General features: G+C 33.1%; 19 protein-coding genes and 1 tRNA gene. 8 read left to right on the top strand and 12 right to left on the bottom strand.

All coding sequences use genetic code 11. The features are described 5' to 3' along the window. Positions 1–106: 106 nt before the first annotated feature. From trbC to ACQH1V_RS07520, 6 genes are all read right to left on the bottom strand, one after another. On the bottom strand, positions 107–793 hold the full coding sequence (gene trbC / locus ACQH1V_RS07545) for a type-F conjugative transfer system pilin assembly protein TrbC (protein WP_425360343.1): 687 nt from the start codon (positions 791–793) through the stop codon (positions 107–109). Beyond that, positions 763–1,848: a conjugal transfer pilus assembly protein TraU gene (traU, locus tag ACQH1V_RS07540; protein ID WP_425360342.1), complete on the bottom strand. Its 1,086-nt coding sequence runs from the start codon at positions 1,846–1,848 to the stop codon at positions 763–765. The genes trbC and traU overlap by 31 nt, the downstream gene beginning before the upstream one ends. 16 nt (positions 1,849–1,864) lie before the next feature. Then, complete coding sequence (gene traW, locus ACQH1V_RS07535) at positions 1,865–2,506, bottom strand: type-F conjugative transfer system protein TraW (RefSeq protein WP_425360341.1); 642 nt, start codon at positions 2,504–2,506, stop codon at positions 1,865–1,867. 634 nt (positions 2,507–3,140) lie between these two features. Next, entirely contained in the window at positions 3,141–3,395 is a 255-nt protein-coding gene (locus ACQH1V_RS07530) for a conjugal transfer protein TraD (RefSeq protein WP_425360340.1), read from the bottom strand. A 125-nt stretch (positions 3,396–3,520) separates the two neighbouring features. Continuing rightward, a complete protein-coding gene (locus ACQH1V_RS07525; RefSeq protein WP_425360339.1) occupies positions 3,521–4,033 on the bottom strand; it encodes a hypothetical protein in 513 nt (170 codons plus the stop codon). 368 nt (positions 4,034–4,401) lie between these two features. Beyond that, positions 4,402–4,554, bottom strand: a complete 153-nt coding sequence (locus tag ACQH1V_RS07520) for a hypothetical protein (RefSeq protein WP_425360338.1) — start codon at positions 4,552–4,554, stop codon at positions 4,402–4,404. Between the two features lie 59 nt (positions 4,555–4,613). Between ACQH1V_RS07520 and ACQH1V_RS07515 the strand changes: the two genes are divergently transcribed. Next, positions 4,614–5,117, top strand: a complete 504-nt coding sequence (locus ACQH1V_RS07515; protein WP_425360337.1) for a helix-turn-helix domain-containing protein — start codon at positions 4,614–4,616, stop codon at positions 5,115–5,117. Then, positions 5,111–5,650 carry an IS630 family transposase gene (locus tag ACQH1V_RS07510; protein ID WP_425360336.1) on the top strand — a complete coding sequence of 180 codons (540 nt, stop codon included), beginning with the start codon at positions 5,111–5,113 and terminating at the stop codon, positions 5,648–5,650. Before ACQH1V_RS07515 ends, ACQH1V_RS07510 begins: the two co-directional genes overlap by 7 nt. A 26-nt stretch (positions 5,651–5,676) precedes the next feature. Here the strand turns inward: ACQH1V_RS07510 and ACQH1V_RS07505 are convergent, their stop codons facing one another. Next, positions 5,677–6,144, bottom strand: coding sequence for a hypothetical protein (locus tag ACQH1V_RS07505; RefSeq protein ID WP_425360335.1), 468 nt, complete (start codon positions 6,142–6,144; stop codon positions 5,677–5,679). 151 nt (positions 6,145–6,295) lie between these two features. Continuing rightward, positions 6,296–6,826, bottom strand: a complete 531-nt coding sequence (locus ACQH1V_RS07500) for a hypothetical protein (RefSeq protein WP_425360334.1) — start codon at positions 6,824–6,826, stop codon at positions 6,296–6,298. A gap of 182 nt (positions 6,827–7,008) precedes the next feature. Between ACQH1V_RS07500 and ACQH1V_RS07495 the strand changes: the two genes are divergently transcribed. After that, positions 7,009–7,308 (top strand): transposase, encoded by a 300-nt coding sequence (locus ACQH1V_RS07495; protein ID WP_425360333.1) that lies wholly within the window; start codon positions 7,009–7,011, stop codon positions 7,306–7,308. Positions 7,309–7,315: 7 nt separating this feature from the next. Further along, the gene (locus tag ACQH1V_RS07490) at positions 7,316–8,134 is read left to right on the top strand and encodes an IS3 family transposase (protein ID WP_425360332.1); all 819 of its coding nucleotides are present in this window, start codon (positions 7,316–7,318) and stop codon (positions 8,132–8,134) included. A gap of 52 nt (positions 8,135–8,186) precedes the next feature. On the opposite strand, the gene ACQH1V_RS07485 is transcribed toward ACQH1V_RS07490, so the two are convergent. Both ACQH1V_RS07485 and ACQH1V_RS07480 read right to left on the bottom strand, forming a co-directional pair. Further along, positions 8,187–8,318: a hypothetical protein gene (locus tag ACQH1V_RS07485; protein WP_425360331.1), complete on the bottom strand. Its 132-nt coding sequence runs from the start codon at positions 8,316–8,318 to the stop codon at positions 8,187–8,189. 514 nt (positions 8,319–8,832) lie between these two features. Next, complete coding sequence (locus ACQH1V_RS07480; RefSeq protein ID WP_341759794.1) at positions 8,833–9,072, bottom strand: hypothetical protein; 240 nt, start codon at positions 9,070–9,072, stop codon at positions 8,833–8,835. Positions 9,073–9,349: 277 nt separating this feature from the next. Here ACQH1V_RS07480 and ACQH1V_RS07475 point away from each other — a divergent pair, with 277 nt between their 5' ends. The 4 genes from ACQH1V_RS07475 (at position 9,350) to ACQH1V_RS07460 (ending at position 12,080) form a co-directional block, all read left to right on the top strand. Beyond that, entirely contained in the window at positions 9,350–9,550 is a 201-nt protein-coding gene (locus tag ACQH1V_RS07475; RefSeq protein ID WP_425360330.1) for a hypothetical protein, read from the top strand. Between the two features lie 323 nt (positions 9,551–9,873). Beyond that, positions 9,874–10,311, top strand: a complete 438-nt coding sequence (locus tag ACQH1V_RS07470; protein ID WP_425360329.1) for a hypothetical protein — start codon at positions 9,874–9,876, stop codon at positions 10,309–10,311. Between the two features lie 6 nt (positions 10,312–10,317). Continuing rightward, the gene (locus ACQH1V_RS07465) at positions 10,318–10,479 is read left to right on the top strand and encodes a hypothetical protein (protein ID WP_425360328.1); all 162 of its coding nucleotides are present in this window, start codon (positions 10,318–10,320) and stop codon (positions 10,477–10,479) included. Positions 10,480–10,532: 53 nt separating this feature from the next. Next, a complete protein-coding gene (locus ACQH1V_RS07460) occupies positions 10,533–12,080 on the top strand; it encodes a recombinase family protein (protein WP_425360327.1) in 1,548 nt (515 codons plus the stop codon). Here ACQH1V_RS07460 and ACQH1V_RS07455 read toward each other — a convergent pair. Continuing rightward, positions 12,051–12,127 (bottom strand) — tRNA-Arg (locus tag ACQH1V_RS07455). The genes ACQH1V_RS07460 and ACQH1V_RS07455 overlap by 30 nt on opposite strands. A 243-nt stretch (positions 12,128–12,370) precedes the next feature. Next, positions 12,371–14,737 (bottom strand): Sca4 family protein, encoded by a 2,367-nt coding sequence (locus ACQH1V_RS07450; protein WP_425360326.1) that lies wholly within the window; start codon positions 14,735–14,737, stop codon positions 12,371–12,373. Positions 14,738–14,882 lie beyond the last annotated feature (145 nt).

Below are 14,882 nucleotides of genomic sequence, written 5' to 3'. Positions count from 1 at the left end.
GTATATTATGGATTGCTTCGTCGGCTCGAAGCCTCCTCGCAATGACGCTTGTGAATTTGGTGTAATGTTCATCGGGTTAGCTATATAATTATTTGTCATTTTAAATTTAATCATTTTTCATTAACCTCTCAACTTCTTGTGATAAATCACCATTAATTGCAAATTTCTCTAAAGCCTTTTTAACGGAGATACTGCCAGTAATCTTATCGTAAGTAACTTTGCAAGATTTACCAAAACACCCATCTAAGTAACCTTGTTGTTTAACCAGCAAAATAGCTGGGACAACATTAATACCAAACTGGTCAAAGGCTTCGTCATCTATTTGCATACTGCCTACTTCACCATTTTCTGATATTGACATAACTAATTTGGTAAGCTCTTTAAAACTACCATTGGGTAATCCCTTAAATACCAATGTTCCACCATATTTAACTGCTTGTTGATGATATATCCTCAGTAAATTACCTGGCATCCCGCTACTTACAAATATCTTAAGCACTGCTGAATTAATAAGTTCTTTGTCCCACAATTCTTTATCACTGCAATTTTTATTTTGTTTCAAATAATGTTGCTCATCTAACTCACGCAACTTTTGTAAAATAGCTTCTCTTGTTAATATTTGTCCTGCATATCCCAATTCTTTAGCCCAATCTCGCTGCTGATCAGTTGCCTCAATATTTTTTATATTATTTAGCAATTCGCTATTAGCGTTGCTGATATTTTGTGCTATAGTTAAGTGACTAATGTCAAATAGTAATGCAACTAAAAGGCACAGCAATTTTTCTTTCGCCATACTAAGTACCCCCAATCTTGTCCGTCATACGGATATTCTTTAAATGTTGAATACATCATGTCACTTAAGCCTAAAGACCAACAACCAATGCTGCTGGATGTTGATACTGGGTTGACCATCTGTAACTTATATTGACTCTTTTTGATTTTTAATGCCTTAGACTTACGGCATAATTTACCGCCACCTGTTAGAGAAGTGTTTTCATCAGTTGACGTCTCCTGTGCTAATCCTATTCGGTGCATCTTGGCAATTATTCGGGTAGCTAGTAAACTACTACTCTGAACTCCGCCAACATGATCAGCATTTGCTCCTGAAAATGGATACATATTACCCCAACAACCAGCACACCAAAACATGCTATCTAATGGCAACCTGACTGTACTACTTGCACAATCTAAAGCACAAGCTGCTTGGGCTATAGGGTTGGCAAATAAAAAAGCTTCAGGATTTAACAGGCTCTGCAATTTCTCATCATTCCAAGTAACATCAAATTCACTCATATAAGCCACATCAAAGCTATTTTGTTCTAAACAAATAAAATCAGTGATAAGTTCAAGCCAATAAATCAGTGGGTAAACATAATAATGAACATGGTAAAAACTATCGTGAACATGCCTATCATCGTATCCTCTATTAAAGCTACTAATCCTTTTTGCATCCGATCCAATAGGTACTCCACCAAGATTAGTCATACAATAAGGCGTTCTTGTAACATCAATAAGTCTTACTGGTTCCCAAAATCCTATGGTTATCCCTGGTACAGGAATATTTGATTTAATACATAAACAAACTGGTGATGAGGGATTTTTTGTGTCTCTTTTTTTAGGCATAACACCGCTACCAATAGTAATGACATTGCCTATACTTATTGGTAATATGCAGCTCCAACAAATGTCAGTAATTGGATTGACAAAATGCCCTTTACATGTGATACTGGCAGATACTGAAAATGGCATAAAAAGAGCCACTATCAGTATGATGCTTAATCGTGTCTTTGCACCTTGAGCTGGGTCGCCAAACTTTCTGCTCAAGGCTGCATTATTGATATTTATCAACTTTTCACCTCTTACATCATTTAAATCCAAATTCCTCAAAAGGATTATCGATTTCTACTTCTCTTATTCTTAACAACTTGCCTTCTTGTTCTATTATCGCTGGGACTTGCTCAATTTTGAATTTTGTCGTTAAAATTCCTGCTTGATCAAAATATACTTCTCTATTTAGTTCTTTCTGTAAATCCAGCGGTCTGCCAGCGATTAATATTAATTTGTCTTCTTCCTTTATTACTCCGTTGCTTTGTTGCTGCCTAAACCACTCTACTTGCAAGCTATCTTTACCATTAATAAATATTAGTTTCTTGTCTAAACTCATGTGATCTAATGGGTTCAATCTTGTACCTAGGGCATAAAGTAATTTGCCATCAGGTAAAATAATATCCTCTTTTACTATATAGCTTGGTTCATAGGTAAAATTCTGTGGTTTCTCAGTTCGTTTTATATTTGTAACAAACACAGGTTCCTCTATTCTATTTTTAGCGATTTCTAACATTTTTCTTTGCTCCTGTTCTATATCAACTAGCCTTAGTTTTCTTTGGATCATTGTTAAAAATCCTTCTTCTTTAACCTCAAAAACTGTTCCATATATACCAAAATCCTTGGCAATAGTTATTTGTGGTAGTAAGCTTACTAAAGCTAGTATTATTAGTTGTCTCATTTATATTTAGTTCACTTAGTTTTTTATGTTTGCTTTTTTACCATTACCTTACGCATAACCCCCACAACTGTTGAAAGTTAGAAGAGGAAGAGGTTTTAGACCGAATAGTTTAAAAGTCGTATGTGGTCAACGTCATTGCGAGAAAGACCGCAGGTCGACGAAGCAATCCATAAAAGTAACCAAAGATGGATTGCCACGACCACTACGTGGTCTCGCAATGACAGAAAACCTATCTAAAACCCGCTTTACCTTCTAACTTTCAACAGTTGTGGCATAACCCCCATGACAATTTAAAAATTCCAGAAAAGTACAAGACGCTATTAGCAAGACCACGTGGTCGTGGTAATCCACATTCATTAGATTGCTTCGTCGCTACTAAAGTGGCTTCTCGCAATGACGCCAAGCTATTTTATATATGACTTTTAAATACCATGCGTAAGGTGACTTTTTTAGCTACTCCGATTAGTAATTTAATCCATAGTAAACTGACGTCATTGCGAGGAGCTACTTTAGTAGCGACGAAGCAATCCAAGAAAGTTGGTAGAAATGGATTGCTTCGTCGACCTACGGTCTCCTCGCAATGACGGTGTAATGTTAATCGGGTTAGCTATATATTTACCTTTGTTGCGTTCGCTTATATTTTTTTTAAATCTTTACCAATTTCTCTCCAACATTCAGCAACTTCTGGATTGTTGTTAAGTAGCTTTTTGTCTGTTAACAACATACCGTAAAGAACTTCGGCATCTTGGGGATGTAAGTAATCCAGTCCTGCTTTTATTATTAAACCTCCTAGCATGATCTTTTTTTTAGTGTCTTGTTTACGTTTTAAATAATTAGCATTTTGGTTGTTATTGTAGTTGCTATTTTGGTTGTTACTCTGATTATTCATATAGTACCTGTAATTATTACAATCATTACGAGATTGTGAGTTTGTATTTGAGTTCGTATTTTGTTTGTTCGTTTTGCTATAAAACGGATAATTAATTTTGTCGTACATTGTTAATTCCTCTATATTTATTTTTGATAGTTGCTGTTTGATAGTTGTGGCTGTTTGTTAATAGTTACCTCTCCTAAATTATTATCCTCTAATCTATCAGACGACTTGCCTTGCTCTAGGTTACCTAATAGTTTCGTCAAATGTTCTATTATATTCTGATGTACTTGCTTGCTTATTGATGCCGTACCTTCTCCTGTAATAAAATCACCGACTACAAATACCACCTTGCTTCTTTTATCCTTATATTTTTGAGCTTCTGAATTGATTAGCTCTATCGCCTGATTAATTTTGCCAAAAAATAGGTTTTTCTCTTTTGGTTGTTCGTTTATTCTTTCTTTTTCGAAGCTCAGTATTTCTTTTTGTGATACATAGATAATCTTGCATTGATTACCAATATCACCAAATAGTAAAAATCCAAGCCAGCCAATTGATACTCCAAGTATCGTAAACATTAGCAAGACAACAATTTGTTTTTTGTTAAATTCGTTATCATTAGCTATGTTTAGGTTATTATCTGTCTTTATATTCATATTGAGGCTCATGTTCCTTGTAATTACTGTTTATCGATATTTTCTAGAATATAGCTGATCCGACTAGCTATTAAGCCAAATTCACAGACGTCATGGCTCAGAGCTACTTTAGTAGCAACGAAGCAATCCACGAAAATGATTAGAAATGGATTGCCACGACCACTACGTGGTCTCGCAATGACGCATAGGCGTTAGTTTAAGAAAATAAAGTAGAAAAGTCGTCATTGCGAGCCACCGTAGGTGGCGTGGCAATCGATTTCTAATCACTTTTCTAGATTGCTTCGTGACCTTACGGTCTCCTCGCAATGACGGTTTCTCAATTATTGTTTTCTTAAACTGACGCTTATGTGCAATGACGAAAGTTTATGCTAATCTGGAGCTATAGGTAGCTCACCATATTTGCTTGCTAAGGCTTTTACTGCTTCATCTTTACTTAAGCCCTTACGTTTTGCCTCAAGTAAATATTTAAAATCAGCTGCTTCTGTTGAGTATAATCCTTGTGAATATGGATCTAATACCAATTGAAATAGTTAAGGAGGTATATTATAATATGGGAATATAAACTTGAGCAGGTAGTAAAATGGCAAGAACATTAATATTACCAAAAGGTTTTCATGAGCATGATTTCATATGCCTAATGAAAAAAGAGTCGCACGGAAGAAATCGCATACGCTTATTAGCAATGCATCACCTGCAATCAGGCAAGTCATTGAAAACTGTATCGATAATAGTTGGATCGCACTGGAAAACAGTACAATCTTGGCTTAGAAGATTTAGAAACTCTAGCTTTGATGGATTATTTGAATCACATAGGAGTGGTGCGTTTAGAAAATTCAATAGCTTACAAGAATCTTTTCTGTCTGATAAAATAAATATGTTGAGTGAAAGTAAGACAGGTGGTTATATAACAGGAAAGGAATTACATAATATGTTATTTGAAACATATGGTATTAAATGTAGTTTAAAAACAGTTTATAACACTATACATCGACTTGGTTTTAGCTGGATTACTTCTCGTTCAATACACCCAAAATCTAATCAAGCAACTCAAAATACATATAAAAAAACTTCGCCAATATGCTAAAAGTATTATTACCAAAAGATATTGATTGGAGTAAGGTTGACATTTGGTCACAGGATGAAACTCGAATTGGGCAGCAAGGTAGTTTAAGTCGCATATGGGCTAAACGTGGGAGCAGACCTAGGAAAGTAAGGCAACAACAATTTATCTCAACATACATCTATGGGGCTGCTTGCCATGATACGGGCGAATCTTTTGCGTTAATTTTACCATATACCAATACTGATTCAATGAATAAGTTCTTAGATGAATTTTCTTTGACTATTGATTCTGGTAGGCATGTTGCATTATTAACAGATAATGCCGGGTGGCATGCAGCGAAAAAATTAATTATTCCAAGTAACATTACCTTGGTACCGCTTCCGCCATACGCACCGGAATTAAATGCGATGGAACAAATTTGGCAGTGGATCAAAAATCACTTCCTATCTAATCAATGTTACGGTGTATACGAAGATATCGTTGCTAATGCTTGCTATGCCTGGAATCAACTTAGTAAAAATGTAACTTTAGTAAAATTAATTATGTATAGATAGTAGATTAATATACCGCGTTAATTGTTTCAATTGGTATAATAGCTAATAATCTCTGAATTATTGCTTGAAGACAAAAAGTAAAAACCTTCAATTTTATCTTTTGTTCTTTGGTAGATGATAAAGCTGTTACATGCTTCCTGATTATAGAATCTTCTCAAAGTTTCGTATTCGTAGCCTAGATTTTTGCTTTGGGTGTTTTTGATATTTCTTGTGCAAAAGCCCATAGTTGTTCCATTGTTTAAAAATTGACGATAGCCAAATTCCTGAATATTTAAACCAAATATCGCCATCAATTGGTCAGTTAGCTTTGCTTGTAATTCATTTTTTACTAATTGTGCAAGAATAAATTGATTGATTAGGCACTTACTCATTACACCTTCAACTATTTTTTTATCCCTTTGTTCATGGTCACTCTTATTGCTTTGATAAAATTCATCAGGAGCTTGCTTGACTAAAGCAAGTTGCAGTCCATATTTGATAGCTTTTTTGTTCATAATTTTTTCTTTAATTGCTGTTGTTATTCAGATTATGACAGGGATTTTTCTGAAAACAATAGGTATTTCATTACGTGAAACGCTATTTTATATAGAAATATAAGACAAGAGCTGTAAAATAATTAAAATTAGTTCATGTGATGACACAAGCTTAACAACATCGTTGTATTTCAGCAGTGAAATAAGCAAAAGATTTTGGATGCTCTAGACCTTGCTTGCTAATACGCTGGAGTATTAGGACAATTTTTTGATAAATAGAATCGATACTAATGCCAGTTTTTATCCATTTAACTAGCAAAAATTGATCCTTAGGAAAACGCATATTATGCTCACTAAAGAGTAATTGCAGTTTATTGTATAATTCGTGATAAACGACTAATTGCCCTGAGTTATCCACATGCCTATCTATATCATCTAATCTTAAATCAATATCTTTCTTTTTAGACGCACGCACATAGCATTGCTTTTGCATATGCTGTGGCATTGCAATTGCATATGCTATAGCATCATTTGATTTACAATTTTTACTTCCTATTGATATAATATCTTCAGGTATATTACAATTCTGTTTACTCCATCTCTTCCTAGCTTTCAGAGAATTCTTTTGTGATATTAAGATAGTTTTTTGGTATTCTTTTTTGAGTTCAGTATGAGTAAATGTTTTGTCAGAAAAAATGAACAAATTTTGTAAAATTTTTTTGTAATTTTGCCATTTTTTTGGTGTAATGCGTAAATAATGAGCAATTTTTGTATCATCATGTGGTAGTTTTCCACCACTTATCCACTATAATGGTCCCCAAAATTTAGACAAAAAATAAGAGGAAATGAGATAGAATTCTTTAGCAAAAGAATAAGGAGCTAGAGATGAAAAAACAAGCTAAGCAGTATAGTGCCGAAGAAAAAACTAAAATTGTCATAGAGGCAATAAAGGGGGAATTAACTATAGCCCAAATAACTAGCAAGTATGGGGTTCATGCTACACAGATAAGTAACTGGAAAAAACAAGGTCTTGAACTGTTAGTACAAGGTTTTAAGAGTAAGGCACAGAGTACTGATCCAAATCAGCAGAAGCTAGTTAAAAGTTTATATGAGCAAATTGGTCAGTTAAGCGTTGAATGTGACTGGCTCAAAAAAAAATCTGCATTGTTTGGACTTAAAGGATAGGTATAATATGATAGAGCCTAATCATAATATCCTAACGATTGTGCAACAGTGTAAGTTGCTTGGTGTAAATAGGTCAAGCTATTACTATAAACCTATTGGAATTAGTGAACAAGATCTCAAGGTCATGGCAATAATTGATGAGGTATATACCATGCATCCATATTATGGTATGCGGAGAATGGCTAAATACCTTCAAACAAAAGGCTTTGTAGTAGGTCGTAAAAGAGTAAGGTGCTACTACCAGATAATGGGGCTTGAAGCTGTTTATCCTAAAATGAATTTAAGTAAAAAGAATCAGGCACATAAGGTATATCCTTATCTACTCAAAGGCTTAGAGGTAACATACTCGAACCAAGTATGGTGTTCAGATATCACTTACGTAAGGCTGCAACAAGGGTTTGTTTATTTGGTAGCCATCATGGATTGGCACAGTCGTTATATACTTAGCTGGCGGGTATCAATTAGTTTAGAAAGCACTTTTTGTGTAGAAGCTCTTGAGGAAGCTATAGAAAAATATGGTGTACCAGAGATTTTTAACACGGACCAAGGTGTGCAATTTACCTCTGAGCAATTTATCTGTATTTTAAAACAATATAATATTCAGATAAGTATGGATGGCAAGGGTAGAGCTTTGGACAACGTGTTTATTGAGAGGTTTTGGCGTTCGCTGAAACAGGAAAAAGTTTATCGAATAATTTTAACAATTGTAAAGGAGGCAAAGACAGCAATTAACGAATATATGGACTTTTATAATAGACAAAGAATGCATCAAGCTTTAGATTATAAAACTCCAGAATGTGTATATTTTGAAAGAAATATTGTATAAAAACAACAATTTGATTTTTGAGAATTATATCTCAAATTATCTAAATTTTTGTCTAGACAAACGGGACTACCATACACATATGTTCCAATAGACGAATATAAACACCATATTCATCATGTTTTAATAACTCTACATCCTTAATAATAGCCGATGGGTAAAAGAGTTTACGGTAAAATTCTGTCATAATTAATGTCCTTGTTAATTAATATAAATTGGTAAAATATTTGTACTAAAAAGACCGTTCATTTTATGAAACCAAAAAAAATCTTTAAAAAATTGGTAAAAAGTTCTAATTTTCTGAAAAATTTCCTAAATTTTCTGCTAATTTTTATAGTTTTAAAAAACTTACCCACGCATTATCCACAAAGTTATCAACAATATTTGCGGATAATTTTAATATCATTAATGGTTGTTTAATAGTATTTTATAATTAATGGTTTTATTAAAATTACTTATGCAAAGAGATAATGCTAACCTGGATATTGTATGATAGATAATGAGTCTTGGTGCCTTCATGCAATATCCGGGCTAAAGATTAGAGGGACATTGCGTACCGATTAAAACTTATTATTTTACTGTCTTATGTCACCAGCTCTTCATGGTCATTTAATATGCTCAAACATCAGAAATATGGAAATTATTATCTGACACACAAGAGTTATTGATTGGATTTTAATATGTTAATTATGATTGATATGCTAATCCCGAAAAGAATTAGCATGTAATTTTTCTTTCTCAAATAATTTATCAGAAAGCCTATGGAAATCATTAGCTGAAACTGCTCCAAAAGTTGTAATATAAATTTTAACAATGACATTATGCTTGGGTACAACATCTTCATGGATATATTTATGTACTTGACTTCTATTCTTACCTATTTTCTTAGCAAATATATGAATTGGCATGTGTTGCAGCTCTAACCACTTTTCTAATCTCATATAACCTTTAAATAATCAACCAACAAATTGCAGATATATTCATTAAAAAAACATCGTTTGCTAAAACTCCAAAGGATTTAGTTAATTAGTTCATCACATGAACTAATTTCTAAACCATTTTACAGAATTATACTGCTTATAAAGCTAAAGTTACAAGGTAACAAAACTTTATGAAACAAATTATTTATGTTACACGTCATGAACTCACAGTTGTGTAATGTAAAATTATGTTGGATGCTAAGATAAAATTATAAAAATAAGAAGAGCTGAAAATATTATGCCTATAAAAGAATGTAATGAACGTACTAAGGAAGAAATCTATGCTAGCATAGTCTTTAGGATAAAAGTAATGTACCATAACAAAATCACTGATCAAGAGGCTCATGAAGCTGCAAGAAACTTAATTGGCTTCTGCCAAGAAATTATTAATTGCAAGATGAAAAAGCAAGAACAGAAAGACAACGAAAATAACAATTAATGGTAAAAAAACTGTTATTGACTTTAGGGGAGTATAGTTTAAAATTAAAAATAGAGTAACTGCAAAGTTACTTTGGGGTGTAGTAACCTGTAAATCCGTTAGTGGTGTGCATCAGCCATAAATGATGCTTCCTCGACTTTCTTTATGGTCGGGGAGATGCTAGTTATGTCCAGGATATAAATAATTTATTATTTATATCTAAAAACTAACATAGCTGTCTAACGGCGGTTTTACTAACTCCCCGATCACCAAAGTAATCTTTAAAGATTCTTTGGTGGTTAAAACCTGATAACTTTAAGTTTAATCATAAAGGGGATACCATCATGACAGATAAAACAACTTTACATTCCAAAGCAATAGTCTTACTGAACCCAGCTTATGACGATCCTACTAGTCTTAAGCTTCGCAACAATATTATCACTGCCAGCCAAAAGAACAGGATAACGATAGTAGGAATTATCCAATCTAAAGAACCTTATGATCATGCCACTCTTGGGCAATTAATTCACCAAATAATGACTTGTACTAATAAGCCTGTCACCATCCTAATTGACGAATATCTGCAGCATACAACAATTAATACGCTACTTTGGGCTGTACTTGGTACTTTGTCATCTGCTAACCTAATTGCCGTTACTACTTACAACAGATGCTATGAGAAAGTACTCTTGCAAAAGGTAAATATAGAGATTATCTTCTATACGTTGCTGCTACTTATTGTAAAAGATACCATGCATTTGGTAGTAAAAAATCAAATTTAAATATAGATGAATAATATATCCAATAAGGTAACTAAAACTATTCTTTTAGCTCGTGTCTCATCAAAAGAACAAAAAAATAGCTATTCTATTGAAATCCCAAAATACCATCTGCAGGAATATAGTATCTGTAAAGGTTTAAAAGCCCTGAAAATCTTTGAGAGTCTATAAGATAGTATTGCACCCTTAATCCAAAACTTATTAACTAAAATAGGAGAAATTTTATGACAGAAAAAGCCAAGAAAGCAGTAATATTAGCTAGAGTTTCTTCAAAAGAGCAAGAAGAAGGATACTCTATAGAAGCTCAAAAATATAGATTACAGGAATATTGTATACGTAAAGGTTTAGAAATCTTAAAAACCTTTGAATTTTCTGAATCATCAACAGTAGGTAATCGTAAAAAGTTCCAGGAAACTGTTGACTTTGCTAAAAAGCATAAAGAAGTTATAGCAATAGTAGCTGATAAAGTAGATAGAATACAACGTAGTTATAACGAAACTCCTTTATTAAATGATCTAATTGAAAGAGAAAAAATTGAATTACATTTTTATACAGAAAATTGTATTATTCATAAATATTCCACTTCGCAAGAAAAAATGGTGTGGAATATGTTTGTCATGATGGCTCAATCTTACGTAGATAACCTTAGAGATAACGTAAATCGTAGTATTGCTCAAAAGCTCCGTCAAGGAGAGTGGATAAGTACAGCCCCTATAGGCTATTTGCATATAAAAAGCAATAATAGCAGAGATAGAGGCAAAGGTAAAATAATAGTTGACCCAGATCGTGCTCCTTTGATAAAAAAAGTATTTGAAACATATGCTACAGGTACTCATACTCTATCTGAGATGCTAGAGAAGACAAAAGAATGGGGATTACGTAATGCTAGAGGTAATCAAGGTCAGTTATGTCAATCGCATATTTATTCGATTATTACCAATCCATTTTACTATGGAGTAATGAGAATATTAAAAACTAAAAAAGAATACCCACATATCTACCCGCCTATTATTACCAAGGAGGTATTTGATGCTTGCCAGGCAGTGAGACTTGGTTGGAACAAAAAACCATTTAAATATGGAGAAAAAGAGTATATATTTAGAGGATTAATAAAATGTGTAGCTACTGGTAGGCTAGCTACTACTGAAACTAAAAAGAAAACATATGCAAATGGTAAAACTGAAGAATGGATATATTTAAGAACCTGGGATTCTAATAACCATAATAGGAGAATATACGTGAAAGAAGAAATAATATTAAAAGAAGTAGAAAAGGTTTTTGAAACACTAAGATTAGAGCCTGAGTTACTGAAAGAAGTAATATCTTATATAAAAAGCTCAGCTAACATTGAACAAGATTACCATAAGAACCGTATATCTGAATTACAATCTGAACACACAAAGATGAAAACTCGTATGGATAAGCTAACAGATTTATTTTTAGATGGCGATCTGACAAAAGAAGTGTATGAAGAAAAACGTCAGCAATTAACCAAAAAACGTGAGGATATTGTCAACGAAATAGCAAGTCACGACAATGCCGATGATAAATTTTCAGAATGCCTGATCAGCTTAGTAGAATTGGCTTCCGGCTCACTAGAAACATTCAAAGGTTCGACTGTTGAAGGAAAACGCAAATTAATAAATTTTGTATTTGCGAACCTAGAATTGAAAGACGGGAAGCTAGACTTTAAGCTACGTCCACCGTTTGACATGTTCGTAAAATGTACCAAAATCGAAGAATGGCGCACCCTAAGGGATTCGAACCTTTGACCTACGGATTAGAAATCCGTTGCTCTATCCAGCTGAGCTAAGGGTGCGTATATTCGCAAGCTTTCAAGAATTGCTTTTTACAAATATCATGGTCAGTTCTTTGTCATTCATTTTTATAATTCTTTAAATCTCAAAAGCAATATATTTTCAAAAAATAATTCTTCAAAGCATTTGACTATAGATACAAAGCTGTTTGTTTTATATCAGCTAAGATTATCTTTTTCAAGTGTAAAAAATAATAATTTTTTAACATAACCATGATTGATTGAAGAAAATTAACTGTATTATTTTCAAGTTCTATTACGAATTTGCTGTTGAGATGATGTCTTGGGCATTGATGATATTATCTTAGTTGGTGTATTGGTTATATGACGTTTTAAGTTACTCTGAATTTGCTTTAATTCACTATTATGTATTAGCAAGTCACTTGCCTCAGAGGGAATAGTTTGCGATATATTGATATTACATCCTTGATTCTTTGCTACTTCTTGTAGCATTGCTTCATATTGACCCTTGGTCACCGGGATAGTGTAAATATGCTTCCCTCTTTGTATATATCCCATAGCATTTTTATCATCACTGGTAAACTTTAATGATAATGGGTTGGTTATTTCTACTAGTTTTCCTTGCTCGTTATAGTGAGTAGTAAAATAAAGTGCCTTTGAGACCTCAATATTTTCACCTTTCTCATTTTGCACTGGAAATGAAAGATGCACTGCTGTACCAGATGGTTTGATGGCTAATGGCAAATTAATATTGCGATAATTGCTAATCTCTGTTTCCGTTACTCCATCTTCTAAAATTACTTTAGTAGAGGTTTTAACCTTAGTTTCTGTTAATTTAAATAATTCTTCATCTTTGACTTTAATAACCCTTGACCTGGTATCAGTGGTATTGTCTATTGGTGTTTGATTGCTCCAAGTTAACGGTTTGAAATTATTAGCATGGTGGATTTTTGCATAGCTTTGCACTTCATCATTCATTGCTTGAGTCACAGTACTCTTTGTAATAGAGCTAGCCCAGGTTTTTTGTATTAATTCGTTGTTATTTTCTACAAATTCTTTAAATTGCTGAGAATTAATAGCAAGATTAGCCACTGAGATTGCTGTAATATTTGCTTCAGCAAGGATGTTTTTTAATGTTGTTTGTTGTTTAGCAATAATTTCTTGCCTAAAAGCCAATGTTACCAAATCTACTTTAATCGGGGCTACTATGGCTGGTACTATTTCAGATGGAGCTACTTTGTAGGGTGCAGTCTGTTCAGTAGCTTGAGTTTCAGTAGTTGTTGTTATCGCATCACTAATATGCATAACATCTAGTGCTTTTTTATAGTCAATTGATGAGAAATTGGGAACGTCGTCACTCGTCGCTTGCCTATTACTTATAGGCGTCGCTCCATCGCTCCTGCTACCCAATCCTCCTGAATTGACTATAGATATTGGTACAGATAGATCAGTTCTTTCTAAAGTAGGGTTTGTTAGTGCTTTTTTTTGCTCTTTTACTATTTGAGCTATTTCTTTAATTAACAGTACTTCTCGAGTTTTATTACCTAAAATATAATCTATATATTTTTCTTTAGTTCTTTTTCTTAGTCTTAGTTTTTTGCTTTGATCAATTATATTACTAAAATAATCAAACTGTTCATTGATTAATTTTTTTAATTCTGGCTTATTAATTTTTCCCCTTGTTACTAAAAGACCGAGCTTAATTTGCAACCCGTATTCTTTTAATGATTGTTGTCTCTTTTGCATAGTTTCTTTAAGAGCATCTTTAATATCAGCAATCTTTATATTTTCTGGAGATATATTGTTAAATTTTTGGCTCATTGCCATTTTTGCCCAATTTGCTAGGGCTTTATCACTATAATATTTTGATAATTCAACGAAGCTATTGTCAATAGTATTGTTTAAATCAACTTGTGCAGTATCAAGTAAACCTTTTACAAATAAATCATTATACTTTAGGGTACTTGGAAATTCTCTAAAATGATTAGTTGGTCCTAGTAAGGGTAGATGTCTAGACCAAGAATGTGGACGTATCTCATCATCTAATTGGTCAAAACTTCCAGCAAAATCTAACCTAACTAGTCTAGGAGGGATAGTAGAATTGTTAGGATCTCTTACAACTCCTATATTACCTGTATGAATATCAAAATCGCCTATTAATAAGCTAGTTGGAGCTATTTTATCAAAATCACTATAATGAAGTTCTTTAAAAGCTTTAGTTAAAGTTTTTGACAATAACTCTCTTGTTCCCATAAAAAATGGTCTTCCTTCTTTTGTTCGCAACCAACAGCTTGGCTTAGTTTTTGTAGACATACGGTTATCCATGTCTACATACATGTCTCCACTGTAATGTTTAAAAAACTCAGATTGCACATATACTTCAGACCCATCATTTTGCATTCCTCTTTGCTGATTTACTTTTTCGGTAAGATGATTAGGTACAATGAGCGAAACTTTGGCACCATGCTCTGGATTTGTTGCTTGAAAAATTTGGGAACCCAAAAACTCTGATATATTTTTTTCAGCTTTATTTTCCTTTTTAATCATAAACAGAATATCATTTTGGCTACTATATATTCCACCTAATTCTCCAGCTTCATTAGCTCCAGCTTCCTTTTTTTTGTAATATTGCAAATTGGTAAATTCTGACATTTATTATCCCTACTTAGTTAACCTGAATTTGATATAACCTATTGCAAATTCGGTTATATCTATAAATATAACAGATTTTTATGCTCCACTAATAGCTATTTTCATTATTTTTGCGATATTGCTTATTTTTTTCGTTCGGCAGATC

It is taken from the genome of Candidatus Tisiphia endosymbiont of Ceraclea dissimilis, from assembly GCF_964030735.1.
GTDB lineage: Bacteria > Pseudomonadota > Alphaproteobacteria > Rickettsiales > Rickettsiaceae > Tisiphia.
The sequence above is the reverse complement of the archived record's forward strand: the minus strand, read 5'-3'. Positions and strand labels throughout refer to the sequence as shown.